This is a genomic window from Parendozoicomonas sp. 209JJ7-1 (assembly GCF_058147085.1).
Window position 1 is genome coordinate 214,986 of sequence record NZ_JBYVJU010000005.1, and the last position, 24,479, is coordinate 239,464.

The window sequence follows — 24,479 nt, forward strand, 5'->3', positions numbered from 1 at the left end:
CAGCCCCTGCCAGGAGACGCCCATGCGCTTTTCTGAAGTCATAAACCCTGAGAAATATCCATCCGGTGTACTGAGCATTCCGGATACCGAATTCACCGCTCTGGTGGATGTTTGGGCCAAAAGCATGGCCAGTTGGCATTATTTGAGGGAAACTCGCGTGGAACACTGGCAAGAGGCCATCGACACTCTATATACGGCACTGGAAGCCGACCTGCAGACAGTAGACGAACAGAAAATCATGGCCCACAAAAAGTGGATCATCATGATGCTCGCCGCCAAAACCCACTTCCCCGAACATATCGATGTCTATCACCCAACACTGGCAGAGCAGCAGCGTGTAGGCAGACTTATTCAAAACAGCAGAATTCGCAGGATACTGAAAGACAAGCTCGAACTCATGCGCATTCTCAAGCAGGACAAACTGCTGAAGGTCAACACCATTACCGAACTCACAGTTTCCCGACTCCAGTGCGAAGTTCTCGCCGCCTCAGCGCAACTTCTGGTCTGCAAATACCGGGGCAACCAGAAACGCTCCCCGGTTAACCGTTCCGCAGAAGTGGAAAAAACTGCGACAGCCAGTGCCGGTCGCGCAGACGCAGGCGTAAAAGCCAGTGCCTCAGCCAACGCTTCAGCAGCCATCAATCTCAGTTATGACAGCGGCCGAAAAACCACATTCGGCGGTTTTGAACATCAGGTTAAAGCCGCTGTTATGGCCACCGCCAGCGCCGAGGCAACAGCCGATGCCCAGGCCAGGGCCGATAAGCTGGTGGCTGCCGCAAACTTTGGCCTGGGGGCGGAGACCAAAGCCAGCGCAGAGTTTGATTACGAAATTGTCCGCACCTGCAAAGTCAAAACAGAATACATGCGCAGGCTTATGGGAGATAAATTCAAACTGATAGAAGGCCACCTCCAGGGCAGCGCAACCGCCAGAGCCGGAGGCTCTGCCAGCGGTACGGCAACCACGGGATTCGCGGGAAAAACCACTACCGATCTTGCAAGCGATAATAAAAGTACCTCTGGATCTTTCAATATCGCCAAAGCCAGCCTGGAAGGAGAAGTGGAGGTGGCGGTAAAAATGTCAGGCAAAGCCGGCGTCACCTTTGGCCAGACAATGGATATCGAACTCACAGGCGACCTTATGGCCGGTGCCAAGGCCAGTGGAGAACTGAAGGTTTTCCTGAACGGCAAAGGCTTCGGCATGGATATTGGCGGCCAGGCTCTGGCAGGCTTTCAAGTCGGCTCCAACCAAACCCTGAGCCTCAACCACCCTTCCCGGCATATTAGTATTATCAGCCTGCAGGCCCAGGAGTCTTTCAGTGCCGGTGTGGGAATAGAAGGTTCCATAAAAGCCAGAGCCACACTGGATCGAATATCCTTCTCATCCACCACCGGCGCGACCGTTGGCTTAGGCTCCAGCCTTGGCTTTGATACTGTAATCTCACCCCGGGGTGCCCTGCTCGCAGGATACGACCTGATTGTCGCGCCCGCCATCCACGGTCTGGGGGAAGCCATGAAACATCATGACCCGAAAATGGGCTCCGTACACACCCGCAATATGCAGGAGTTTATCAATTTCCTGAACAGGCAGGCATCACGGGGAGAAGTGGATCAGGTGTATCTTGATAATCAAACTCGTATAGCCGCCCTTATCGCCGGCATGGATGCAGAAGGCGACGCCCTGATAGACCCCAGCCGGAAAATGCGTACCGCCGGTTTTGCCGGCTACCAGCCCGTATCAATGGAAGAAGTCGGCAAAGTCTCCCTGGAGTCAGCCTACTTCACCCGGGGAGAACATCTGCGGAAAAATCCTCTCAAGGTTGTATTCGGTTCCCAGGCAGAAGTGTCAGATGCAAACAATTATATGATCAACGCCCCCAAGGGCGATCTTGGCAAAACCATTACTCAAACCGGCCTGCAAACCGATTACACCCAGATAAAAACAGCGCAGGCAGATGTGGACAGGAAAAATCTTCACTCGGTTGTTGCTGCATATGAAAAGGCTCGCTTTGGCGGCAGTGGTGAGTGTATAGCCTTTGATATTCTGCGCCAGGATCTGGTCAAAGGCACAATTCAATACTCTTGAGCATCTGAATTCTTGAGCACCTGAAAATAACTCAGAGTTATTTACAAAAACCCCGCTGCTGCTATCTACAGCGGGATTTTTTCATACAAAGCCAATCAGTACTGCGTCCTGAAAACCAGATGCCATCGTTTCCTCGCCAGAATATCCAGTACTCCAAACCTCACGATGGCTAAACTACTGCCGCTATGATAAACAGTGGTGAATATCATGACCGTTTTAAAACACTCCCTGTTTTACCTGTTCCTATCGGCTTCTGTTGTTTCTGCTTATGACTGGGTAGAAACCTCAACGGAAACAGACGACTGTAACCATACACAATGCACAAAATGTCAGGATGGCTGTGTTGGCCAGTGCACAACACATTACCATTCTGGAAAATCAGCTATTGATGGACCCTGTGTCGCCAGGTGCAAACAAGACTGTCTTGATAAATACCATTGCCCTGACAGGTGTTAGGGAGTGAAAATACTCCCACGGCGTCGTTGATTCTTAATCTGGATATTGACCTTTTCGCAGCATATGAGAAAGCTCAATTCCGGTGAGTGTCCCTGTGGCTATAGATGGTGATTTCCGGATCACCATTCTTACGTTCGGCATTGATGGAAGTGAGTGCACTTGAAGCTGGATTCAAGCAAGATTTACCCCGTCTTTACCTTTTTATTTACTCCGACCCTTTTATTCCTCTTTATTCCTCTTGATTCCTTCAATCTGAACATTGCCTGCTGGTATCAGCCGGGGGGTTCTGAACCGTCGCAGGGGTTCCCAATTTTGCATCAATAAACAGCTCTTCGGGCATACCCTCCGGAAGTGTTCCCCGGACGATAAAATCACTGACTGAACCCACGTAGTCATCCCCAGTTGCTTCGTTGGGGATTCTCAGATTGCGGATATAAATGCCTTCCTCCGTGGCTTCAGCATTGGGGGCCACAATCTTTTCTGTATTAAAGGCCCTGACGGAAATATCTGAAATTTGCTGCTCTTCCAGGCCTCTCTTGACACCATCGGAAACGGCTTTTCCATGGCAGGTCATAAAGTCCAGTCTGCTGACTTTCAGCCCTGCGTCTTTTATAAATTGCCCCAGAAGGTTACCGAACTCTTTTCCTCCATACTTCAGGGGCTCACCATCTATGCCCATGGTAATTGAGCCACTCTCATCCCCGTGGGCATCAATCACTACTCTGCCATTGAATGACAGAGGATTATCACCCCTTGTTATAAGTTCGATCTGAGCCCTGGTCCTTCGAATAGATGACTTTTCCGCGTTGATTTCATCAGAACTTTCCGGGTTCATCAGTACCTCGTTACCATGGGACTTATCGATGGCCAGTATGTTAAGGAATCCTACAAGGTTTGCGTCTTCCTTCATCACCGGAAAATATTTTACCCATGTCCGGTATGACCAGTCGGTACTGATGACCAGCGGCCGACCTTCAGGGACAGGATGGCCATCCAGGTCAGTGGGCTGAATACCTGCCTGCGCAGATATAATAAAAAAATAAATAAAAACAAGGAGTAATACAGCAGTCGCTTTCTTCCCAAACATGTTCTGCCTCACAGAAAGATAGCTTCAGGAAATCAGCTGAGAATAGTCATGCTATTGCCCCGAAACAGATTGTTCACCTGCCCATCCACCACATCACCGGTGGCCCGGCCGCCGTCTTCGCCGGAGAGCCTTTGGGATTCGAACAACTTGATATTTTCCTGATTGATGGCCATACCTTCTGTCCCTTTTAACATAAGTGTGGTGAAGAGGAGTGCTATGAAAAGAGTTGGTTCACAGGCTGCATGTTCCTATGCGCTATTTTTCCTCGGTTTGTTGGCGGTTCTTTTGATGCAGGCCGGGCTTGGGAGAGCCGACTGGAGGGGTGCGCCAGATTGGGAAGGGGAGCCTGATTTCAATCAGACATACCCTCAAGAGCACCAGTTCCTGGCCGCCTGTCGGAAAGGGCGTGTTGATATTGTGAAATACTGGTTGGCTCAGGAGGGTTTTAACCCCAGTGAGGAGTTTGTCAGCGGCGCAAGCAAGGAAAAGAGATCAGGTCTGTATATGGCGGTTAATTGTGGTCATTCTGAGGTCGTTCATATACTCGTTGATGCCGGTGGGGTTGATGTGAATCAAACCTTGAAGGGAGCCACACCTCTGTTCCTGGCCAGTCAGAATGGTCATACCGAGATCGTCCGCATACTTGTTGATGCCGGGGCTGATATGAATCAAACCTGGAAGGGAGCCACACCTCTGTTCCAGGCCAGTCAGAATGGCCATGCTGATGCCGTTCGCATACTTGTTGCTGCCGGGGCTGATTTGAATCAAACCTGGAACGGAGCCACACCTCTGTTCCAGGCCAGTCAGAATGGCCATCTCGAGGTCGTTCAAATACTTGTTGATGCACTTGTTAAAGGTGGGGCTGATCTGAATCAAGCCAAGACTACTGGTGTAACGCCTCTGTTTATAGCCGCTCAGAAGGGCCATGCCGAGGTCGTTCGCATACTTGTTGATGCCGGGGTTGATGTGAATCAGGCCCGCAATGACAGAGCCACACCTCTGCTCATGGCCAGTAATAACGGTCATATCGAGGTGCTCAGGCGTCTTCTTGCTGCCGATGGGGTTGATCTGAATCAAACCTGGAACGGAGCCACACCTCTGTTCCAGGCCAGTCAGAATGGCCATGCCGAGGTCGTCCGCATACTTGTTGAGGCCGGGACTGATCCAACAATGAAATTGCACTATGGTTATGGTTTCAGTAAAAGCCCTAGGACAGCAGCCAGGCTAGGCCAGCCCTTCCTGAGAACACTCAACCCTGCAAAATATGATTCTTACCAGACAATCATCGATCTTTTGAAATCATCTGCAAACCAGTGGAAATTGGAAAGGAAACTGATAGCAGAAAAAGAATGTCACTCTACGAGCTGCTTTGATCCGATAGTTGATTCTATATCCAGATCCAGTCTCCCAAATGGATTAATATCGTTAATGAAACGGCTGACACTTCACGGTAAGCATCGCTGATTTACGGCTGGTGCCACGGTCAGCTCTCCTCTCCCGCGCCCCAGCCCACCACTTCAAACGCAATCCGGTCATCCTGAACATCCACCCTCCAGGTAAGGGTTTCAGCAAGCAATGGGCATAATGTTTCATTCAGAGTGATGTCCAGGGGAATTCCTGCCTGATTTGGTACGCACGTGTGTTACCTGCTACAGGTGCCGTGTAACGTTTTCAGTAACACTTGGGGTAGCACTTTGTGATCTATGTAACAGTGTTCTGATAACGGAACCATTCCGGATTCGGCTGCAGACCCTGGTATCAAAGGAAACAGGATTTCTGGCACACCGCCTGCAATAGACAGAGTGCAAACAGGCAAAAGATTCCGGAAGAGAATCTTGCCAGACGGGTTACAAGAAAAGCTTCCCCAAGAGCAGGACCCGAGTAACAAGATTCAAAGGCAATTAGAAAAACAACAAACAGAACAACAAACAGAACAACAATAAGAAAAAAGAATAAGAAAAATAATAAGAAGAACAAAACGCTGACCGAGAATCTGAACCCCGCATCTGCGGGGTTTTGTTTATCTGCGGTTTTATCTGGAGTGTGTCATCAGCGCTTTCAGAGTCTCTTCCAGCTCCTCATAGTCCAGTCGCGCCTCTTGGCCCAGCCGCCGTCCTCGTCGGAGAGCCTTTGGGATTCAAATAACTTGTTTTTTTCTTTGTTAATGGCCATACCTTCTGTCCTTTTTCAGTATGCATAGAGGAGTGGAGGTCTATGAAAAAAAACCATGCACAAGGTGTATTTTCCTATGCACTATTTTTTCTCAGCCTCTGGTTTTTTCTCAGCCTCTGGTTTTTTCTCAGCCTCTGTGTCGCTCTGCCTGCTCAGGCGGGGTGGAAGAACGCTCCAGACTGGGATGATGAACCTGCTTTCGAACAGAAGTACCGGGAACACCAGTTCCTGGCCGCTTGTCGGCAAGGGCGTGTTGATATTGCAGAATATTGGTTAGCGCAGGAAAACTTTAACCCAAACGAGGAATTTATTAGTGGCCGAACCGGGAATAAGTTATCAGGTCTTTCTGTTTCGGCTCAGGAAGGCCATTTTGAGGTGGTAAGTCTCCTTATCAAGGCTGGCGCAAATGTTAGCCAGGCCGCAGATAATGGTACAACGGCTCTATATAGGGCCAGTCAGAATGGGCACGCTGAGGTGGTGGATTATCTTATCAAGGGTAATGCAGATCTTAACCAAATCACAGATGAGGGCGTAACGTCTCTGTATATAGCCAGCCTGAATGGGCATGCCGATGTGGTCAAGGTTCTTATAGAAGCCGGGGCTGATCCAACAATAAAATGGCGCTTTGGTTATGTTTTCAGTAAAAGCCCTCGGACAGCAGCCAGACAGGGTCAGCCCTTCCTGAGAATATCCAACCCTGAAAGATATGATTCTTACCAGTCAATCATCGATCTTTTGAAATTATCTGCAAACCAGTGGAAATTGGAAAGAAAACTGATGGTAGAAAAAGAATGTCACTCTACGAGCTGCTTTGATCCGATAGTTGATTCTATATCCAGATCCAGTCTCCCAAATGGATTAATATCGTTAATGAAACGGCTGACACTTCACGGTAAGCATCGCTGATTTACGGCTGGTGCCACGGTCAGCTCTCCTCTCCCGCGCCCCAGCCCACCACTTCAAACGCAATCCGGTCATCCTGAACATCCACCCCGCAGGTGAGGGTTTCAACCGGCCATGGGCATAATGTTTCATTCAGAGTGATGTCCAGGGGAATTCCTGCCTGACTTGGTACGCACGTGTGTTACCTGCTACACCTGACGTGTAACACCTGCGGTAGCACTTTGTGATCTATGTAACAGTGTTCTGATAACGGAACCATTCCGGATTCGGCTGCAGACCCTGGTATCAAAGGAAACAGGGTTTCTGGCACACCGCCTGCAATAGACAGAGTGCAAACAGGCAAAAGATTCCGGAAGAGAATCTTGCCAGACGGGTTACAAGAAAAACTTCCCCAAGAGTAGGACCCGAGTAACAAGATTCAAAGGCAATTAGAAAAACAACAAACAGAACAACAATAAGAAAAAAGAATAAGAAAAATAATAAGAAGAACAAAATGCTGACCGAGAATCTGAACCCCGCACCTGCGGGGTTCTGTTTATCTGCGGTTTTATCTGCAAGCCTGGTGCAGGAACAGGATGCCCTTGACCGTTATCAGCAAGCCATGGAAAACCATCTCTCAGAACTGGAAGTGCTGGAGAATGAACATCATGCCTACCAGTACAAGCGCATTCGCGTCCAGGAAAAATTCGATCCTGACCGGCAGCGCCTGAGAGCGGCTGAAACCCTGTATCAGCAAGCCCGGCAGAAACAGTTGACGGGTAAGGGCAGTGAGCGGGCGGAACTGTCCCTGCGTATGGCCGAGCACAGCCTGAGATGCGCTGGATCGTGAAACCATTGCCTATGCCCGTAAGGAAATGGCTCGATTAGAAAAGCTGTTAAAAGATGGGCGGCCGGGCAAACCCAGACATAAACGGTTGAAGCTGACCGGCAGTCTGATTGAATCTCATGAGTTTACGTTTCTCGGTAAAAACCAGTATCGGGTGGAACTGCCTCTTAAAGCCGGAGCTCACAAGTTTCGGATTCTTGGCCGAAAATACAGCCGCACAGTACCACGGGCTGATGATGGAGCTGTACATATGCTAATTTATGACAGCAAACGCACATCTCATCCGCGATTATTGATTGTTTCGAAAGGATTTGCTGGAACGGTGAAGTTCTGGACTTTATTGCGGGAACACCCCAACAGCAAAAGTCGAGGTGTTCCCATAGCCCATAGACAGAGGCGAGTTTACTGTCTGCAGGCGTTGAATATATCCAGATCTGGATCTTTGGCGCTTGTCTTGATATCCATAATGCCCAGCATGGAATGGAACAAATTATCCTGGGAGTATTGCTGCGTTGCAGCCGCTTTCCTCAGGCACTGCATATCAATATTTTTCTGCTGGGCGAACCCTTTGGAGAACCAGGTGATCATTGGAATATTGGTTTGATGTTCTGGAGCCAGCTTATAGGGCATACCATGAAGATACAGGCCATTTTCTCCCAGGGATTCACCATGATCGGAGATATAGAACAGGCCAACATTGTACTTGCCTTCATAAGCTTTCAGCTTTTTGATCACTTCTGACAGAACATAATCCGTATAGCGGATGGTGTTATCGTAAGTGTTGGTAATCAGCTCATTACTGCAGTTCTCTATATCACTCCGATCACAGGCAGGAGTAAATGCCTCCATCTCTTTTGGATAGCGCTGGAAATAGGTTGGGCCATGACTGCCAATCAGGTGAAGGGCAATCAGTTTATCACCTTTCATGCTTTGTACATTTTCGTCAAAGCCCTGCAATAAAGCCATATCGTAGCAGGTATTACCATTGCAGAACTCATTCTTCTCATGATGGTTGATTTCAATGTTCTTTATGTTTCGTGCAACACCCTTATCACCGCCATCATTTTCCAGCCATAGCAGAGAGATGCCTGCCCGTTTCATAATATCCAGGAAGTTGTCCTGGTTATTGGCTGTCTGCTTGTCGTAGTCACTTTTTGGCAGTTGTGAAAACATACAGGGGACAGAGAGCGCTGTTGCCGTGCCGCAGGAGGTTACGTACTGGAATGGCACTATATCGTATTGCTCAGTGAATGGGTTAGTCGGCCTTGAGTAGCCCATTAACTGGTAGTTCTGTGCACGAGCGGTTTCACCCAGAACAAAAACAAAGAGTGTTGGTTTGGTTGCAGGGTTTCTCTTTTCTACGACAGCATCTTCACCGATTTTTTTATAAGCCGGTGGAGTTGTCAGATAGGTGGCATTAATGTACTTGATTCCGCTATTCATATACTGAGTGGGAATCATCATCTTCCTTAAATAGGAGTTATTGCGTCCTATTGAGGAGTAGTCTTTCAGACTAAAGGAGGCAATTACCAGGATGCCGCCTATGGACAGTACAGCAATTCCCAGTTTGGCCAGCAGAAAACGTGGAAAGCTTTTTCCTATGGTTAAATTAGTCTTTAGCAGCAAGAGTGAGGGAATACCACCGGCCAATAGAATCCAGCTGATAGAGTAAAGGCTTATATAGGATGTGGCTTCACTGCTGTTGGTTTCAGCAATGTTTTCAATCATACCGCTGTCAAAATAAATGCCATAGTTGACGGTGGCATAGAGAACCATACTGCTTGTTATAATAAGGAAAATAAAAATCGGCTTGGTTATATAAGGCCAGGTAAACAGATTAAAAATAAAACTGAGAAAGAAGAAGAAAAAGAATGGAAGGGATATGGCAAAAGCCAGGCTGTAGGCTTCCAGACCTTCAAGAATTTCTTTAATTTTCCACAGAACGGGAAAGTTAAAAACAAATGTGTAATAGAGTGCAAGTAAAAGTGTTACGGTTGCATAAGTGTATTTCTTATTAAAAAGCTTATTATTAAAAATCTTATTGCCAAACTTATACATACAGCACCATTAGAATAAATTACCGAGAATTGTAAGCCAGGTAAATATAGCGAGGATTATAGATACCGAAACTGCAGCGGAACCCATGTCTTTGGCCCGGCCACTTAACTCATTCCATTCGCTGCCAACCCTGTCGACAACAGCTTCTATAGCGGAGTTTAATAGTTCGGTGATAATTACAAGTAAAAAGCAGGCAATAAGGGCCAGGGCTTCGTACCTATTGATGGGAAGGAGGAATGAAACGGTCATTCCAATAATAAGCAGAAGAATTTCCTGCCGAAACGCGGCTTCATATTTCCAAGCTGCTTGAATGCCTTTCCAGGAATATCCTGTTGCATGCAGGATACGCGTGAATCCTGTTTTTCCTGGCTTCATAAGAGATTTGTTTAGTATTTTAGTTTGTGAATTCAGGGGCCGGGATTATAAATAACTATAACTGACGCTGTCGTCTTCGGTTTCTACAGTTTTTTGTATCCTAGTGTTTCTTGTGTGTATTTTGTGTTTCTTGTGTATGTTTTGTGTTTCTGTTTCTGTGAAATGATTAGCTGTATAACTGTTCTTGTGTGCTTGTTTCTATTTGTTATGTTGTCTAGATAAGACGCCTTTGGCGGCTAACTACATCCAGTCGCCAGGTACTATAAAAATTGTTCAACAAGCTTTTTTGGAGGTTGGAGTAAAAATACCTTTTAAAGAATCTTCATCAGCAAAAAGCTTGTGATAGTTTTTACAGAATTCTCTTTCAACGTAACATTGAGCTGATCGGCCAGTTTTTCATGGGACATATGAGCATCCGTGCACAACGTGCTCCCCGGAAAAATCCGTTCGGCAAGTTGCGTAAAGAGTTCATCGTTGCTGACATGTTCAAGAACAGCATCCGTCACATGATCCTGGCGGTCGCAGGCCACCATAACCGGCACTTTTCTTACGGCTTTGGCTTTCTCTGCTTTATTAGCAGGCTTTTTCTTACGCCTCGATCGGCCTCCCCGTTTACGGGCTTCTTCACCCAATCCCCGCTGTCCTTTGCGGGATTCACAGGAACAATGGGGACAGCGTGGATGCTGATCAAAATAATATTTCAGCCGTTCAAGAAGGCGGCTGTGGTTCGCACTTTCTGGCCCCTTCGGGCATGGCGGCAAGGTGTTGTGCAAACAGGTCAGCTGTTCAGGGGATAATGTGTTGAGAGATGTCAGAAACTCTTCAAATTGTGTCTGCTGCATGACGATGGTTCCATATACGACAGAAACCGGTGGAGAGAAGTGTAGCTCATGCTACTAACATTTATTGTGAACAGAGCCCATATGGGGTTCGATATCCGTCAGGCTATATACCACCCGACCGTTGATTTTGAGATAGCAGGGGCCAGCCAGCTGTTATTCTGATCCTGCCTTCACTATGGTTAGGAATCCCTATCTTCGTCGGGATATGACCATGCTCACCCAGAAACTCATTATGACCAATGCACTTCACCAATATCTCTTGAATCACTCGCTCCGGGAAACGAAGGTGCAAAAACAACTTCGAGAAGAAACCCAGAGCATGTCAGAAGCTCGCATGCAAATTCCCCCTGAGCAGGGTCAGTTTATAAGCTTCCTGGTCAAACTGATCAACGCACGCCGCACACTTGAAATTGGTGTTTTTACCGGTTACAGCACGCTGGCCGTGGCCCTTGCTTTGCCAGAAAATGGGGAAGTTATAGCTTGCGATATCAGTCAGGAGTTTACCGACATTGCCAGGCGTTACTGGCAGCAGGCAGGGGTCAGTGAAAAAATCAGCCTGCATTTGGCTCCCGCACTGCAAACGCTGGAGCAGCTGCTTTCCGATAACCAGCAAGAGACATTTGACTTCGCCTTTATAGATGCCGACAAAGCCAGCTATCAAGAGTATTATGAACTTTGCCTGAAACTGATCCGCGGGGGCGGCTTAATCGTCATCGATAATGTTCTGTGGGGCGGTAACGTTATTCACCCTGACTGCCAAGACGAGGATACCCTTGCCATCAGGGCGATAAATCAACAATTACTGGTGGATGAACGTGTAGACATCAGCCTTTTACCGGTAGCGGATGGCCTGACACTCGTTAGAAAACGTTGATCAGGACAGGCGATCAATTATCGAACCGGCACCAGTTTCCACCACGACAAATCTTTCACCCCTGAAAAACAATCATTTTTGCCGATTATCAGATTTCAGAACATGCTGCCAATGCGTAAGGCCTAAGTTTTTATATTGTTCTTTGTTTTGTTGAATCAGCTTAGGCTAAGGCGGAATCGATCAGCGCACTACCGGTAATAAAGGCAATGTAGTAAATCAATGTCCATAACTGCACACCCACCACCATTCCATTGCAGCAATCACGGGAAGCGGCAGAAAAATATCAAGAATTCCTAAAAAGAAAATACTCAGATAAGTCATACTCAGCTCTCTGGACTTTGACTTGCGTTCATCTCGTTAAGTTTTATACCCGTCTTACTTTCGGCATAAACAATAAACTTATCGTATAAGGCTTCACCTTGGGCGATGATCTTCGGCATTTTGTGCTCTTTGCGGACAAAGTAGTTTTTTCCTGCCTCATCCTCGGGTTGTGTCGCCATAAAATAGTCGACGACGATGGTACCGATTTGCGCAGGCGACTTAGGCATAAATAACGAAGTCCAGAAACGGGTGAACCAATCTTTTTCCTGCATTACCCTGGTCTTCACCATGCCAGGATTAAAGAAGGTATGGGGCACGGGTGTGATGTTGTTTTGCTGATAAAACAGGCACATCAAGGCACAGGCCAAACCAACCTGACGGATCGATTTGTAAGTGTTGTAATCTGGATTAGACAGCTTATCGTACTCAATCGGCGCCAACTGAAACACCGGAGACAGGCTACTAACGTAAAATACCTGTGAGCCTGGTGTATTCGCCAGTAGCGGATTGAGCCGCACACCAAACATATACTTGGATAGAGCTCCGGTGACAAATAGCCGATCAATACCATCCACCGAAGGGGTTGGTTCGATAAAGTAGTTAGCCCCCATGATCAGGTAATCCAACCGCTTATATTCTGCAACATAGTCATTGAGGAATTTACGATTGTCTTCAATGGAAGACAGATCCAGAAGGAACAGCTTGTGGTCTTTATCCGGGCTGATTTCCTGCAACTGCTGCAACATCGCCTCACCCCGGCTGGGAGTACGGCCCATCGCATGAATAGTGCAACCGCGCCTGGCCAGCTCCAGGGCAATCCCCTGACCGATACCATCGGTGCTACCCGTGACTAGCGCGACTTTACCGTTAAAATCGTTATTACCCATAATCCCCTTGGCCCTGATCATTGAAGAAGTACTATTCAGTTGCCATGCCTATTCAGGCAGCCTCTTGTTCAGACAGCTTATATAACGCCCAGGCACCAATGGCGGGCATTCCCACTTGCAAAAACGCAACAAACAAATTGTAAGCTTCCAGCATGTGCTCAAGGCTCATATAACTCATGCGACCCAGGCCACCGACAAAGCCGACAAAAAAGGCAGTGTACAGAACTTCCTGGCGAGCCAGGGGCTTTAAAATTCCCCAGAAAAAGATGAACGGCAGTGCCGCAGCCATCCCATAGTAATAACGTGCTTCGTCGCTGAACCGGGCAAAGGCTTCTGGGTCCAGCACGTCGGCCATGCCCGGTTTCCACTCATACAGATCCCCTCCAAACAGGAGAGGAATAGCAGCCAAACCAAACAGGATATAAACACCAAGAACAGTTTTTAAGGTTTTTGAATACATCAAATGACTCCAATTATTAAATTAGTGACACTATTACGCATAACGGTTACCCCCTGTTGCCAAGCTGAAAACTGACCGCCTATGAAATGGGCAGAGCAGTACCTCATTGACTGTTGGGGGTTGGGAAGCTTTTGAATAACAAGTTGCTAGTTGCTTCCTAGTACTTCGTTAACTGCACGGAAGGACTCAGTAATTGAGCCAGGCATGGAAGGAAAGGCAAAAGCGTCAACATTAGCCACGGCAATTCGACCCAATCCTTTACGGGCGATTTCATGGGGCATCTTCCCTTCGGGAAATTCACCGTCAAAAATCACACTGGCCGGATAAACATAACCGTGTGGCCAACGATTGACGGTAATGCCAAGAATGTCTTCCGCTGGATCAAAGCCATAAGGCCCCATCATGCCTGATAAGTGTTGTCGAATATCCCGCTCTACATCTTCCAGGCTTAAAGCCAGCATTTTATAGCGCGCCTGCTTCATGTGTTCTCGCTGGGTCAGAGAGGAATCCGTCGGCGGCAAGCCCATCATAAACAAGGTGGTCGGATCTTCCGGGCGCTGGGTGGCGTTGTACTCACCCAGGCTGACTGGAAATTCAATATGCGAAGGCCCAAAAATACTGCTCTCACTGCCATGGTAGGTGCCACCAACACCGGCTTTGTACCAAGGCTCCCAGTTACGCAGCAGCACGTTGGCGCTAATCACTGGCAGCTTCACCGTATCGCGCATGGCTTCGGCCTGTTCTTCTGGCATTTCATGCCACATGTGGGGAATCACATGGTGATAACAGGCCAGAATACAGTCTTTAGCTTTTACTCTGTAGGTCACGTCATCACGCACATAACTCACTAACACGCTGTCGGCTGTTTCAGGGTCACCGTCGTGTTCAACATTGACCACGGTACTGTTCAAGCGAAGCCGTAAAGGGGTGCCCTCAACATCCATTTTGGTGTAATCAAAGCGTTCAACGGCGATATCTTCCATTTTGTCGCTGCCAATCATCGCCGAGTGGGGAATCATGCGGCGCACCAGCAACCGGGTAATGGTGGCATTGCCATCAGGGAAGTGCTGGGTGTGCATCTTTGCCATTTTAATCAGCTTCTGGAAGCGCTTTTCTTTAATCCAGCGAAAGCTGGTCGCCCCCATACCAGGCAGTGCCATCAACAACGCCAGGGAGGCCGGCCAGATGCTACCCGGATTACCTGTGCCTGCAGACATTTTACACAGCCATTCCAGTAGCTCAGGGTCGCTAATACCACCGTATTTGGTTAGGAAATCACGGTAGGTAATGCTGCTCAGGAAGTCGTATTCTGCGAAGATGCCGCCCGGCGTCATGTCTTCGCTCATGGTATAGAGGTTCAGCAATTCCTTTTTCCCTTGCGCAGAGAAAGGCATTTGCGCAACGGACTCTTCAAAGCTGACACTCTCGTCAAAGGGTGCCGGATTTAAAAAGTTGTGGGAATGTCCATGGACCAGTTTGTCTGCGCCATAGGCTTGTTTATCGAAGTAGTACATCGCCTTTAAATTATGACGGTCAAAGAAATCCTCATCATAGGTTTCTTCAAAGATCTCCATTTCCACACCGAGATCGGACAGCATGTCGTAGGAGGCATCACTGTGCCCCTCTTCCAATGGCATATAGTTGGCACTGCCGCCATGGGCCATAAACATACGACCATTGGCCTCAAACTCGTTTCTGCGGGCATGACCACCGAAGTCATCATGGTTTTCGATAATCAGGATTTTGGCATCCGGTTTTTTCTGCAGATAAAAATAGGCCGCCGACAAACCACCGGCGCCGCCGCCGACAATCACCAGGTCATATTCTTCGCTGATCTCGGGTTTGCCCCAGTCACGAAAACGCTCCCAGCCCATCTTATGGCCGATTTTTTCCACCCCGGGCTGGCTACCGCGCAGGCCCTGACGTAAGGGCGGATATTGTTCCGGGGTACGGGGCACAGGAATAGGTCCGCCAGACAATAAACCTTCGGGATGAGGTTTTTCTGAGGAGCAACCTGTGAGGGAGATCGCACCAGAACCCGCCAAGGCTGCCAGACCAGCTGCTTTACCCAAACCGTGAACAAAATCCCGGCGGGAAATCTGCCGATCCATGCCCAGCTTTTTATCTGTCTCGTTCATAATGCTGCCTTTACTTGTTACTTAACTCTTGGGCAATTCAGAGATGGCCCGCCAGGCCTGATCCACCGCGCCCTGCACTAAGCCCAGTCTCCCAGCGTCAGAGTTGGCAATAGCCACCCGTCCCAGAGGCCGACGGCCAATTTCCATTGGGCTTTGACCTTCTTCATAATCCGCACCAATCGGTTCATCAGGCAGCACCCAACCGTGGGCCCAGCGGTTTACTGTAATGGCGACAATATCGCGCTCAGCGTCAAAACCGTGTTCACCGTAAAGACCTTGCAATACCTTGATGGCATCTTTTTCAATGGTTTCGTAGGGCATTCCCAATAACTGGTAGCGTCCGGTGCGGGCACGGTTGATGCCGGTTTTTTCCCCCGAGCCTCTGCCGGTCATAAGCATGGTCACCGTAATGGGATCGTCAGGCCCTTGGCTGCAGTTGTAGTCGCCCATGCTGACGGGCAAGGTGGTTAGAATATGAGAATGCAGGGTGCCGCCACTGAAGGCTGCGCCAACACCGGATTTTTGAACCGGCTTCCACTGACGTAACAGGACATTGGTCACAACCTGTGGCGCTTTAATAATGTTGCGCATCGCCTCGCTCTGTTCCTTGGGGATTTCCTTCCAGATATGGGGAATGACCATGTTCCAGCAACCCAGGATGCAATGCTTGGCTTTCACCTTTTCCGCCTTGCCATCACGCATATAAGTAATGGAAACCGACTTGGCCGTTTCTGGATCTCCGTTATGCTCGATTTTTACCGCCGTGCTGTTCAGACGCAGGCGCACCTGGGCCTCGGGCAAATCAAGCTTACTGTAGTCATAGGGCGCGGTAATACTGTCTGCGACGGTCGTACCACCGTTGGAAACCTGGGGCATCAACTTGCGAACCAGTAAACGGGCTACGGTATGGTTGCCATCCGGGAATTGCTGAATCGGCAAGCCAAACTTCTGGATCAAATTATTGACCCGCCCTTTGCCCATAAAACGCAAACTGGTGGCACCAATGCCCGGCATGCCCATACCAACCATCATCATGGCCGGACCGACCTCACCGAACTGGCCGGTATAGGTCATGCCAGCACTTAACCAGTCCAAAACCTGCGGATCAGTAATACCGCCGTATTTGGTAAGAAACTCGTTATAGGGCATTTTCAGCAGCTGCTTGGCATCGCTGATCAGCCAGCCGGGCAACTTATCTTCATCCATGTCATACAGGGCTTTTAGCTCCCGTTTACCCTTTTCGGAGAAAGGCATCTGGTCTACGTATTTACCGGTAAAGCCATCCTCGACCCAAGGAAACTGGATAAATATACCGGTATTCCCTGGAACCGTTTTGTTAACACCGTAGGTTTCCTTATCAAAGAACATCCCCTGACCCAGGCCATAACGCTCATAAAAATCATGGTCGTAGGACTGCTCAAACATATCGTAGTCAATGCCCAGATCGTCCATCATCTCGTCCATCGCATCACTGTTAAAGGGCGACTTTACGAACAATTGACTGCCAGCATTGGCCAGGTATAAGCGGCCACCCAATTCAAACTCGTTACGCCGGGCATGGCCGCCAAATTCGTCGTGGTTTTCGAGCAGCAGAATTTTGGCATTGGGATATTGTTTTAAATAAAAATGCGCCGCCGCCAGGCTACTAATACCGGCACCGACCAAAACCAGATCATATTCATCATCGACCTCAGTGGCTTCACCCCAGTCATAACGCCCTTCAAAGGGCATCTGGTGGGCATATTGATTAGCACCATCATGACTACCGCGAAATCCGGTACGCAGCGGCGGATAGGTTTTAGCAGAACGCTGGAAACGAATCGGTGCACCGGAAAGTTTTTTAACTGACATTGATGACTCGGCCCAGGCCAGGGAGCCCAGACTTGGTGCCAGGGCCGCACCCGCCAGACTGACAGCTGCACCATTAATAAAATGTCGACGAGTGATACCGCTTTTCTTATTATGCACTTGCTACTCCAGCTAACTAATGCGGCATATTTTCAACCAGATAGAATGCCTTTTTATTTAAATTTGCCTACCTGCTCTTTTCTTCAAAGAAACAATTCAGCAAAAGCTCTTGAGCACCATTTCTTTACTATTTTCACTATTTCAAAGCAATAGTATTTTTATTGCACCGTTATATAATAAACATCCTATATAAAATAGAATCATTAAGGTAGCCCCACATTTAATTAGACAGGGTCACTCTAAACCAACAGTCCTGCTGTCCCTTATAAAAAAACAAGCAAATTAAAATCACAAACATTAGCCCCCATTCGAATCATTCCAGAGTCCCGCGACCACGGGCTCCCCTGAGTCGTTCTCCGCCCTTTACGGCCTTTTTTACTGTATCGGGATGCCCTTTGTGCCCTGCGACAACATCAACTTCGTCGCATTCCACCTCGCCTTCAAGTCTGACAGCAGGACGCTTTAAAAATCACCCGATAATGGAAGATGCCAGGATTTTCTGACTGGTTTGATGAGTTTATTATTGCTTGGTTTTTGATCAGATTTGACTCTGAAGACGATGATTTTTTCTTAACCGGCAGTAGTGATCAGTTTTAGTTTCGAATGTCCCTGATTGTGAGTGGATTACCCCAACCTGCATGGCTTTAAGAAACCATCGACCAAACATGAGAAATGGCAAAAGCGGGGATCACTTTAAGTGGAAACGGTTATTCTTGTATTGTTCAGAACCCAAACATCTTGCCAAAAAGAGCGTCGGTAACCCGAGAAGGAAGCATTACCACCAACTTGTACATTAGCTTTACACCGGGATTCATAACCAAATACCTTGTTTTCGGCTTGACCGCAGTGAGCGCATGCTCGATGGCACCTGCAACTTTATCAGGGCTCACCGCGCTCTTGAAACTTGCCGCAGTAACACTCTCCATCTTGGAAATCGAAGCACCGTAGCGCTCTTTACCTTCGGGAGGTAAGGCCTCAAGCATCGCCTGGTTTTGGCCCTGCCCTTTTTCCAGTATAGGGGTTTGAGTTGTGCTGGGTTCTATAATGGACACTTTCAAACCTGTACTGCGAAGCTCAATTCGCAACGCATCTGAAAAAGCTTCAAGTGCGCACTTTGATGCCCGATAAGCACCGTACAAAGGTGCATTCATGATAGCGGAGTCCGAACTTACGTTTATGATGCGCCCCCGCTGCCCACGATTTAACAAAGGCAAAAAAGCCTGAGTTACTTTGACAGCCCCCAGCACATTGATATCAAAAAGCTTTTGCCATGTTTCTGTCGGCAGGTATTCCATTGGGCCGCCAATGCTAATACCTGCATTGTTTACAACTCCCACCAAATCAGCCCCATCAAGTGCCGCACCAACCAGCTCGACCGCCTGTTGAATGCTCTCTGAGCAGGTAACCTCCAATATAACGGGGGTCAGGCTCTCTGAAGCTTCACTGCGCAGCGCCTCACCATCCTTCTCTCGCCGCACACCAGCGAACACACGAAAACCGGCTTTATCGAGACGTAGAGCAGTGGCCTTGCCAATGCCTGTAGATGCACCTGTAATGACAACACAAGGCTTGGTGCTAGACATAGTAAAGACCTCTTGGTGTTTTTAATTGTTCTAAAAAGCAATCCTCACCCACTGCTATTGGGTGCGGCATACTTTTTGGTCCAATTAGACCAAATAAATCTATACCATTGAAAATCACTATGCAAGGCTATTATCTCTGAAGGGGACAATTCTGGGATGAGCCTTGATATGAGAGGGTGAACAGGTGCCTGACAATCGGTATTCTGCAAGCTCTTACCTCAAGCTGTCTCCTTTTGTGCAGCACACCCGTTCACTGACAAAACAGCTTAAAGCCTCTCTTGGCTGGCATCATTCAAGACCGAAGAGAAGAAACAGACAGAGTCTTCCGGTAATGATGACGAGAAACCCTCAGCCAAAAGTCTGCGGTCGAGTTCCAGCCTGGTGCCCGGTGCTCAGAAAGGCCACAAAGGTTGCTGCCTGAAAGCTGTCGAACATCCCAGCACATTGAATACCTCCCGGTTCCTGTCTGTGAGAACTGTCATCTGACGGTTTATCTCCATCAGTACCAGCTGATTCCCTGCCATCGAGTGGCAGAGTTTTTTCAGGATATTTATCACATGCCGGTGAGTGTTGGCTCTGTTTGCCAGTTTCAGAAGACGACCAATGAACAACTGGAATCCACAGAGCTGACAATAACCAGCACTCTGCTACACGAAGCGTTTTTGGGTGCCGATGAGACAGCCACGGATGCCAGGGGCGATGGGCCTTAAGCTCCCTGGCCAGAAAGCTGACATCCTGCATACGACAACGGTACAACTAAAGTGGTGAGATACCCTGGATTTTACCGGCATTCGGAGCCAGAATTCTTCTACTCTCGCTTTGTTTTGTTCCCTACATAGGATACTCTCACATTTTTTCCCGTTTTTTAGCCCTGTAAACCATATTTTCAGAAACCTGATCTGGCGTTTGGTAACCCTTTCGGCCTCTCATTGCAGGCAATGTCGAAGGTACTTACCATTCAAAGGGGGCTGAAATAGTTACGAAATTTTTTACCAGACGTTTTTAGAGAGAAAAATGCCTAAAATTGTTGACCATGAAGAAAGACGACGGATTATTGCTCAGGCAGCTATCGATGTTATGGCTGATGTAGGTATTGAGGAGTTACGCTTGCAAGATGTTGCCAGGCAAGCCCAGTCTACAAAGAGTGCTGTCGCCTATTATTTTGATTCCAAGGATAAGGTTATTACTGCGGGTTTAACACATCTATTTCAATTAGCAGGTGAATTGTCTGAAGAGTTTTCTTCTTCAAATCAAACGCTTTCCGAGCATATCATGGGTTTTCTGCCATTCCATCGAGAGCAGAAAAAGCTATGGAGAGTCCACGTATCGTGCATGTATCGAGCCGGTTTTTCCGAAGACATTCGTACTCTCTACAACGATTACTCCAGACGCCAGATCGTGCGCTTAACAAAGATGTTTGAGCGATTATCAGAATCAGGGGCCATAAAACCTGACACCACTCTCTCTATCCTTGTTATGGAGTATATTGCTTTTGTAGAAGGCATATCTCACCAAATAATGGCAGACCCTGATGTATGGAATAAGCGTAAAGTACGCTCTATCGTAGAGGATTATGTTTCTAGAATCTGTCCATAGATAAAGCTATTTACCAGCTTGGTTTATCGACCTCCCTCTATCTTTTGTGAAATTCGTCTTTTGTAAAAATCATCTTGCATTGAGATATGTATTCATATAGGCTTATTTGGTCCTTATAGACCAAATAAACCGTTTACACGCTTGGCTAGACAGTATGCGCATTCGATTAAGGTGCTTACTCGACCTTAATTTAAGACTGAATTCAACAAACGTCTTCCACAGAGACTGAAACATAAAAGTATGGGTTTTAGGGCGAATGCTTCAGCAAAGACTGTTGCTGTTGCTGGCGCTGGATTGATTGCTTTTTTGGCTTCGGCTTGAGGAAGCATGAATGAGGTCGAAAACCGCTCTCAAGCTGTAGATGGCCACCACTATGAGTCTGCCCTAGCGTTGAATTACGTATAGGCAACTCAAAATAATAAGGAATATAGAAATGAGCGAAAAAAAATATAAAGTAGGCGTTATTGGTTTTGGCGTGTGGGCAGGCTGGGTCATTGTTCCCAGCATGGTGGAAGACGGTCGCGCTGAAATCGCTTCGCTTGCCGCGCGGAGCCAGAAAAGCCGAGATAAAGCGGTCGAGCAAGTAGGTAAAGATGTTGCCATCTATGAAGACTGGAAAGAACTTCTTGCCAATAGTAAAAAAGATGGCTTGGACGCCGTCGTAATTTCCGTACCGTTGCCTCTGGAAAAAGAAGTGATTGCTGCAGTACTTGAAACAGGCAACCTGCACATCTTCTTTGAATCACCAGCGACTAACATTCCTCGAGATACCAACGAAGTTATGCGCTGGGTTAAGGACTCCCAGAGCTCCAACATCATCATGTGTTCTACCTTTGAATACGCCTACTCACCCGTTGTCGACCGTGTTGCTGAGCTGATTCGCGAAGGCGCGATTGGTGAAGTTTCCAACATCGATATGCGTAGCTTGACTCCTCCGGGGCTGGAGCCACAGACCGAAGTAAACTCAATGCCCTGGTGGGAAATTTCTATGTGCGGCGCCCTGGCGGTACATCTGGTTTATGTTACCAACCGCCTGCTGGGTAAAGACTCCGCCGATCGTGCCTTTGCTCACAACGGCCGCGGTATTCCTGATTCACGCTACCAGCGTGATGTCACCATGCTGTGGCAGTATGACGATGTTATGGTCTCCTACTACATGAACAACGGTTATCAGCTTGATGAGAACATGGCTGAGGATGTCATTATTTGTGGCTCCGAAGGTAACATCATGTTCAACTTTATCGGTGATACCTCCTTCAAGATCCAGCGTGGCTTTGGTGCGGATGCTCAAGTGTCTGAAGAAAAAGTGCAAGGCATGGAACCTATGCTCGCCATGGCAGGTTGCCGCGAGGGTGTTGTGCGTTTTCTTGATGCTCTGGATAACGGTAGCCTGGCTAAAGGTGACCTTGAGTCAATCATCAGTTCACACTTGACCACCATGGCTGCTGAAAGATCTATCGATTCCGGCGAATGGGAGCAGATCGAGAAGCTCTAAGCACCAATCTGTTTAGTCTGCAAAACCCGGGCGGAACCCTGGAAAAGAAATTACAAGATGTAATCTCCAGGAAAGGGTAACAACCCAATCGGGTCTAGCCAGCCCGCTTCGTGTCAAAGCAAAGCGGGCTGTATTGTTTTCTCTGGCAATATTGCAAACCCCTCCCCTTTGCCTCTAATAGCACTCCTCAACTCAGTATAAAAATAAATTTTTCGCTGTCACGGCAATCATGCGACTGCGGATTGATAAATGTCATCGCTGATTAGCAGGCTGTCGAAGCACAGCCTGCCAAGCAAGAATGGATTACCCTTAAATCGGGCCTGTAGGTAGGCGTTTGAAAAGGCACAAGGCACTACTTCTCAATAGCCTGTTAGAAGAGAAAGTCTTAGCTGGTTAAGTCTTTAACCGCTCGTTTGGCCTGGGCAAATGCAGCCTGCATTAATGCCTCAGCCCCGGCGTCGCTATTGGCAATGGCCACCCGGCCAAGGGTCTGGCGGCTAATCTCATGGGGGTACTGCCCTTCTTCATATTTAGGGTCAAATACCGAGCTGTGCGGTGCAGCATAACCATGGGCCCAGCGATTGACGGTAATACCCGCCACATCGCGATCAAAATCAAAGCCATACTCGCCTAACAAACCACTTAACAGGCTGCGCGCATCTTTCTCATAGTCCTCAAAAGACATGCCCAACAGTTCATAACGTCCGGTTTTGGCTCTGTTGCGCGGATCGGGGGAACCATTGCCCAGAGGTATGCCGCTTAGGCTAATGACCATCGGCTCATCTGGATTCAGGGAGGTTTTATAGTTATCGCCACTGTAAGGTGGCGTTATGCTGACCACGGAATGAAAATGGCCTGGGGCATAGGCGCTGTTGATACCGGCTTTCTTGAAAGGCTGCCAATTACGCAGCAGCACATTGGTAATAAACATCGGCAGTTTGTAACTTTGTTTCAGGGCTTCACTCTGTTGTTCAGACAGTTCATCCCAGATGTGCCTGATCACACCGTTATAGCAGGCCAGCACACAATGTTTGGCTTGCACACGTTTAGCCTTGGCGGTCTGCATATCCATATAGGTGACAGCGACACTGTCGGCCGACTCCGGGTCACCGTTATGCTTGATGTTAACTGCTGTGCTGTTGGTGCGAATCCGCACCTGGGAGCCTGCCACATCAAGTTTGCTGTAATCGAAAACTTCCCCAGTAATGCTCTGCATGGTTTTCCCACCCTGAGCAACAGCAGGCACTAGGCGGCGCACCAGCATGCGGGCAATAGAGGAGTTGCCATCGGGAAAGGCCGGCTCAGGGTTCAGCATCCAGCGCGCAAACTTCAGGAAGCGGGTACCCCGTATCAGGCGGAAACTGGTCGCGCCCAGCCCGGGCAAACCTGACATCATGGCATAACTGGCCGACAAGGATAAGGTCGACATGCCTGTGCCGACAGGATAGCGCTGGAAGAACTCGAAGACTTCGGGTTGTGTCACGCCACAATGCTTAGCCAGGAAGTCTTCATAGCTAATGCTGTCGAGGTAGCCGTACTCATCAAACAGTGACGCATCAGTCTGGTCTTCATTCATTTGATAAACGGCTAACAGCTCTTTTTTAGCGGGATCGGACATCGGCATTTGATCAATGGTTTTTTTGTCCGGGGTTGCCTGTACCGGGCTTTGCAGTAAAAAACCAATCTGCCCCGGTGTTGTTTTATCAACGCCGTATTTTTCTTTATTAAAATAAAAGACCTGTTTGCCTACGCTCTCCCGCTCAAAAAAATCAGCGTCAATGGCATCAATCACTTCATCAACATTGATACCAAAATCATCAAAAATTTCCTGCATGGTTTCATTCATTTCCTGATGAAAAATCATCACGCTGCCACCGGTGGCCAGGTACGAACGACCGTCAAGATGAAATTCGTTGCGGCGGGCGTGGCCGCCAAATTCGTCGTGGTTATCAAGAATCAGGATTTTGGCGCTGGGGTTTTCCTTGAGATAAAAATGGGCAGTTGCCAGACCACTCAATCCCCCACCTACTACGACCAAATCGTATTCATCATCAACATCAGCGATCTCACCCCACTCCCTGCGCCCATTCCAGGCCGCCTGGTGAGCAAACTTGTTGGCATAGTCATGATTGCCTCGAATCCCCTGGCGTAAAGGAGGGTACGTCTCTGGAGATAGTTTGCCTGTTATCGACAGGCCTGCTTTAGTGTTGCTGATCGCGGGAAAGCAGAGTGGTGCGTGGCCCATCAATGCCACACCGGCCAGGGAGGTTGCCATACCGTTGACAAACTGTCGGCGTGTAATTTGAGGTTTTGAATTTTTGGGTTCAGACATTGTTACCACCGTAAAAAATTAAG

21 protein-coding genes are annotated in these 24,479 nt (G+C 48.2%); 8 read left to right on the forward strand and 13 right to left on the reverse strand.

Translation table 11 applies throughout. The annotated features are described in order from the left end of the window. Positions 1–22: 22 nt before the first annotated feature. A complete protein-coding gene (locus ACY2RQ_RS07175; RefSeq protein WP_490112275.1) occupies positions 23–2,083 on the forward strand; it encodes a hypothetical protein in 2,061 nt (686 codons plus the stop codon). Between the two features lie 703 nt (positions 2,084–2,786). On the opposite strand, the gene ACY2RQ_RS07180 is transcribed toward ACY2RQ_RS07175, so the two are convergent. Next, a complete protein-coding gene (locus tag ACY2RQ_RS07180) occupies positions 2,787–3,626 on the reverse strand; it encodes a hypothetical protein (protein WP_490112276.1) in 840 nt (279 codons plus the stop codon). 32 nt (positions 3,627–3,658) lie between these two features. Then, positions 3,659–3,799 carry a hypothetical protein gene (locus tag ACY2RQ_RS07185; protein ID WP_490112277.1) on the reverse strand — a complete coding sequence of 47 codons (141 nt, stop codon included), beginning with the start codon at positions 3,797–3,799 and terminating at the stop codon, positions 3,659–3,661. Between the two features lie 43 nt (positions 3,800–3,842). Between ACY2RQ_RS07185 and ACY2RQ_RS07190 the strand changes: the two genes are divergently transcribed. Next, entirely contained in the window at positions 3,843–5,090 is a 1,248-nt protein-coding gene (locus ACY2RQ_RS07190; RefSeq protein ID WP_490112278.1) for an ankyrin repeat domain-containing protein, read from the forward strand. A 19-nt stretch (positions 5,091–5,109) separates the two neighbouring features. Here ACY2RQ_RS07190 and ACY2RQ_RS07195 read toward each other — a convergent pair whose 3' ends face one another. Continuing rightward, entirely contained in the window at positions 5,110–5,241 is a 132-nt protein-coding gene (locus tag ACY2RQ_RS07195) for a terminase gpA endonuclease subunit (protein ID WP_490112306.1), read from the reverse strand. 599 nt (positions 5,242–5,840) lie between these two features. Between ACY2RQ_RS07195 and ACY2RQ_RS07200 the strand changes: the two genes are divergently transcribed. Next, entirely contained in the window at positions 5,841–6,704 is an 864-nt protein-coding gene (locus ACY2RQ_RS07200) for an ankyrin repeat domain-containing protein (protein WP_490112279.1), read from the forward strand. Positions 6,705–6,723: 19 nt separating this feature from the next. On the opposite strand, the gene ACY2RQ_RS07205 is transcribed toward ACY2RQ_RS07200, so the two are convergent. After that, positions 6,724–6,855 (reverse strand): terminase gpA endonuclease subunit, encoded by a 132-nt coding sequence (locus tag ACY2RQ_RS07205; protein WP_490112307.1) that lies wholly within the window; start codon positions 6,853–6,855, stop codon positions 6,724–6,726. Between the two features lie 339 nt (positions 6,856–7,194). On the opposite strand from ACY2RQ_RS07205, the gene ACY2RQ_RS07210 reads away from it, so the two are divergent. After that, a complete protein-coding gene (locus ACY2RQ_RS07210) occupies positions 7,195–7,530 on the forward strand; it encodes a hypothetical protein (protein ID WP_490112280.1) in 336 nt (111 codons plus the stop codon). Between the two features lie 399 nt (positions 7,531–7,929). Here the strand turns inward: ACY2RQ_RS07210 and ACY2RQ_RS07215 are convergent, their stop codons facing one another. From ACY2RQ_RS07215 to ACY2RQ_RS07225, 3 genes are all read right to left on the reverse strand, one after another. After that, positions 7,930–9,585 (reverse strand): phosphoethanolamine transferase, encoded by a 1,656-nt coding sequence (locus ACY2RQ_RS07215; RefSeq protein WP_490112281.1) that lies wholly within the window; start codon positions 9,583–9,585, stop codon positions 7,930–7,932. Positions 9,586–9,594: 9 nt separating this feature from the next. Then, positions 9,595–9,960: a diacylglycerol kinase gene (locus ACY2RQ_RS07220; RefSeq protein WP_490112282.1), complete on the reverse strand. Its 366-nt coding sequence runs from the start codon at positions 9,958–9,960 to the stop codon at positions 9,595–9,597. A 311-nt stretch (positions 9,961–10,271) separates the two neighbouring features. Then, positions 10,272–10,802 (reverse strand): hypothetical protein, encoded by a 531-nt coding sequence (locus tag ACY2RQ_RS07225; RefSeq protein ID WP_490112283.1) that lies wholly within the window; start codon positions 10,800–10,802, stop codon positions 10,272–10,274. A gap of 232 nt (positions 10,803–11,034) precedes the next feature. On the opposite strand from ACY2RQ_RS07225, the gene ACY2RQ_RS07230 reads away from it, so the two are divergent. After that, positions 11,035–11,676: a class I SAM-dependent methyltransferase gene (locus ACY2RQ_RS07230; protein ID WP_490112284.1), complete on the forward strand. Its 642-nt coding sequence runs from the start codon at positions 11,035–11,037 to the stop codon at positions 11,674–11,676. A 323-nt stretch (positions 11,677–11,999) separates the two neighbouring features. Here the strand turns inward: ACY2RQ_RS07230 and ACY2RQ_RS07235 are convergent, their stop codons facing one another. The 5 genes from ACY2RQ_RS07235 to ACY2RQ_RS07255 all read right to left on the reverse strand — a co-directional run bounded on the left by ACY2RQ_RS07235 (position 12,000) and on the right by ACY2RQ_RS07255 (position 19,033). Then, a complete protein-coding gene (locus ACY2RQ_RS07235) occupies positions 12,000–12,884 on the reverse strand; it encodes an SDR family NAD(P)-dependent oxidoreductase (RefSeq protein WP_490112285.1) in 885 nt (294 codons plus the stop codon). Between the two features lie 52 nt (positions 12,885–12,936). Then, positions 12,937–13,344, reverse strand: a complete 408-nt coding sequence (locus ACY2RQ_RS07240) for a DUF4345 family protein (protein WP_490112286.1) — start codon at positions 13,342–13,344, stop codon at positions 12,937–12,939. 146 nt (positions 13,345–13,490) lie between these two features. Next, complete coding sequence (locus ACY2RQ_RS07245) at positions 13,491–15,482, reverse strand: NAD(P)-binding protein (protein WP_490112287.1); 1,992 nt, start codon at positions 15,480–15,482, stop codon at positions 13,491–13,493. Positions 15,483–15,503: 21 nt separating this feature from the next. Further along, positions 15,504–17,450: an NAD(P)-binding protein gene (locus ACY2RQ_RS07250; protein WP_490112288.1), complete on the reverse strand. Its 1,947-nt coding sequence runs from the start codon at positions 17,448–17,450 to the stop codon at positions 15,504–15,506. 722 nt (positions 17,451–18,172) lie between these two features. Then, complete coding sequence (locus ACY2RQ_RS07255) at positions 18,173–19,033, reverse strand: SDR family NAD(P)-dependent oxidoreductase (RefSeq protein WP_490112289.1); 861 nt, start codon at positions 19,031–19,033, stop codon at positions 18,173–18,175. 410 nt (positions 19,034–19,443) lie between these two features. On the opposite strand from ACY2RQ_RS07255, the gene ACY2RQ_RS07260 reads away from it, so the two are divergent. From ACY2RQ_RS07260 to ACY2RQ_RS07270, 3 genes are all read left to right on the forward strand, one after another. Further along, positions 19,444–19,743: an IS66 family transposase gene (locus ACY2RQ_RS07260; RefSeq protein ID WP_490112290.1), complete on the forward strand. Its 300-nt coding sequence runs from the start codon at positions 19,444–19,446 to the stop codon at positions 19,741–19,743. A gap of 304 nt (positions 19,744–20,047) precedes the next feature. Next, on the forward strand, positions 20,048–20,629 hold the full coding sequence (locus ACY2RQ_RS07265) for a TetR/AcrR family transcriptional regulator (protein ID WP_490112291.1): 582 nt from the start codon (positions 20,048–20,050) through the stop codon (positions 20,627–20,629). Positions 20,630–21,062: 433 nt separating this feature from the next. Continuing rightward, complete coding sequence (locus ACY2RQ_RS07270) at positions 21,063–22,124, forward strand: Gfo/Idh/MocA family protein (protein ID WP_490112292.1); 1,062 nt, start codon at positions 21,063–21,065, stop codon at positions 22,122–22,124. Between the two features lie 385 nt (positions 22,125–22,509). On the opposite strand, the gene ACY2RQ_RS07275 is transcribed toward ACY2RQ_RS07270, so the two are convergent. Then, complete coding sequence (locus ACY2RQ_RS07275; RefSeq protein ID WP_490112293.1) at positions 22,510–24,456, reverse strand: NAD(P)/FAD-dependent oxidoreductase; 1,947 nt, start codon at positions 24,454–24,456, stop codon at positions 22,510–22,512. Positions 24,457–24,479: the final 23 nt, after the last annotated feature.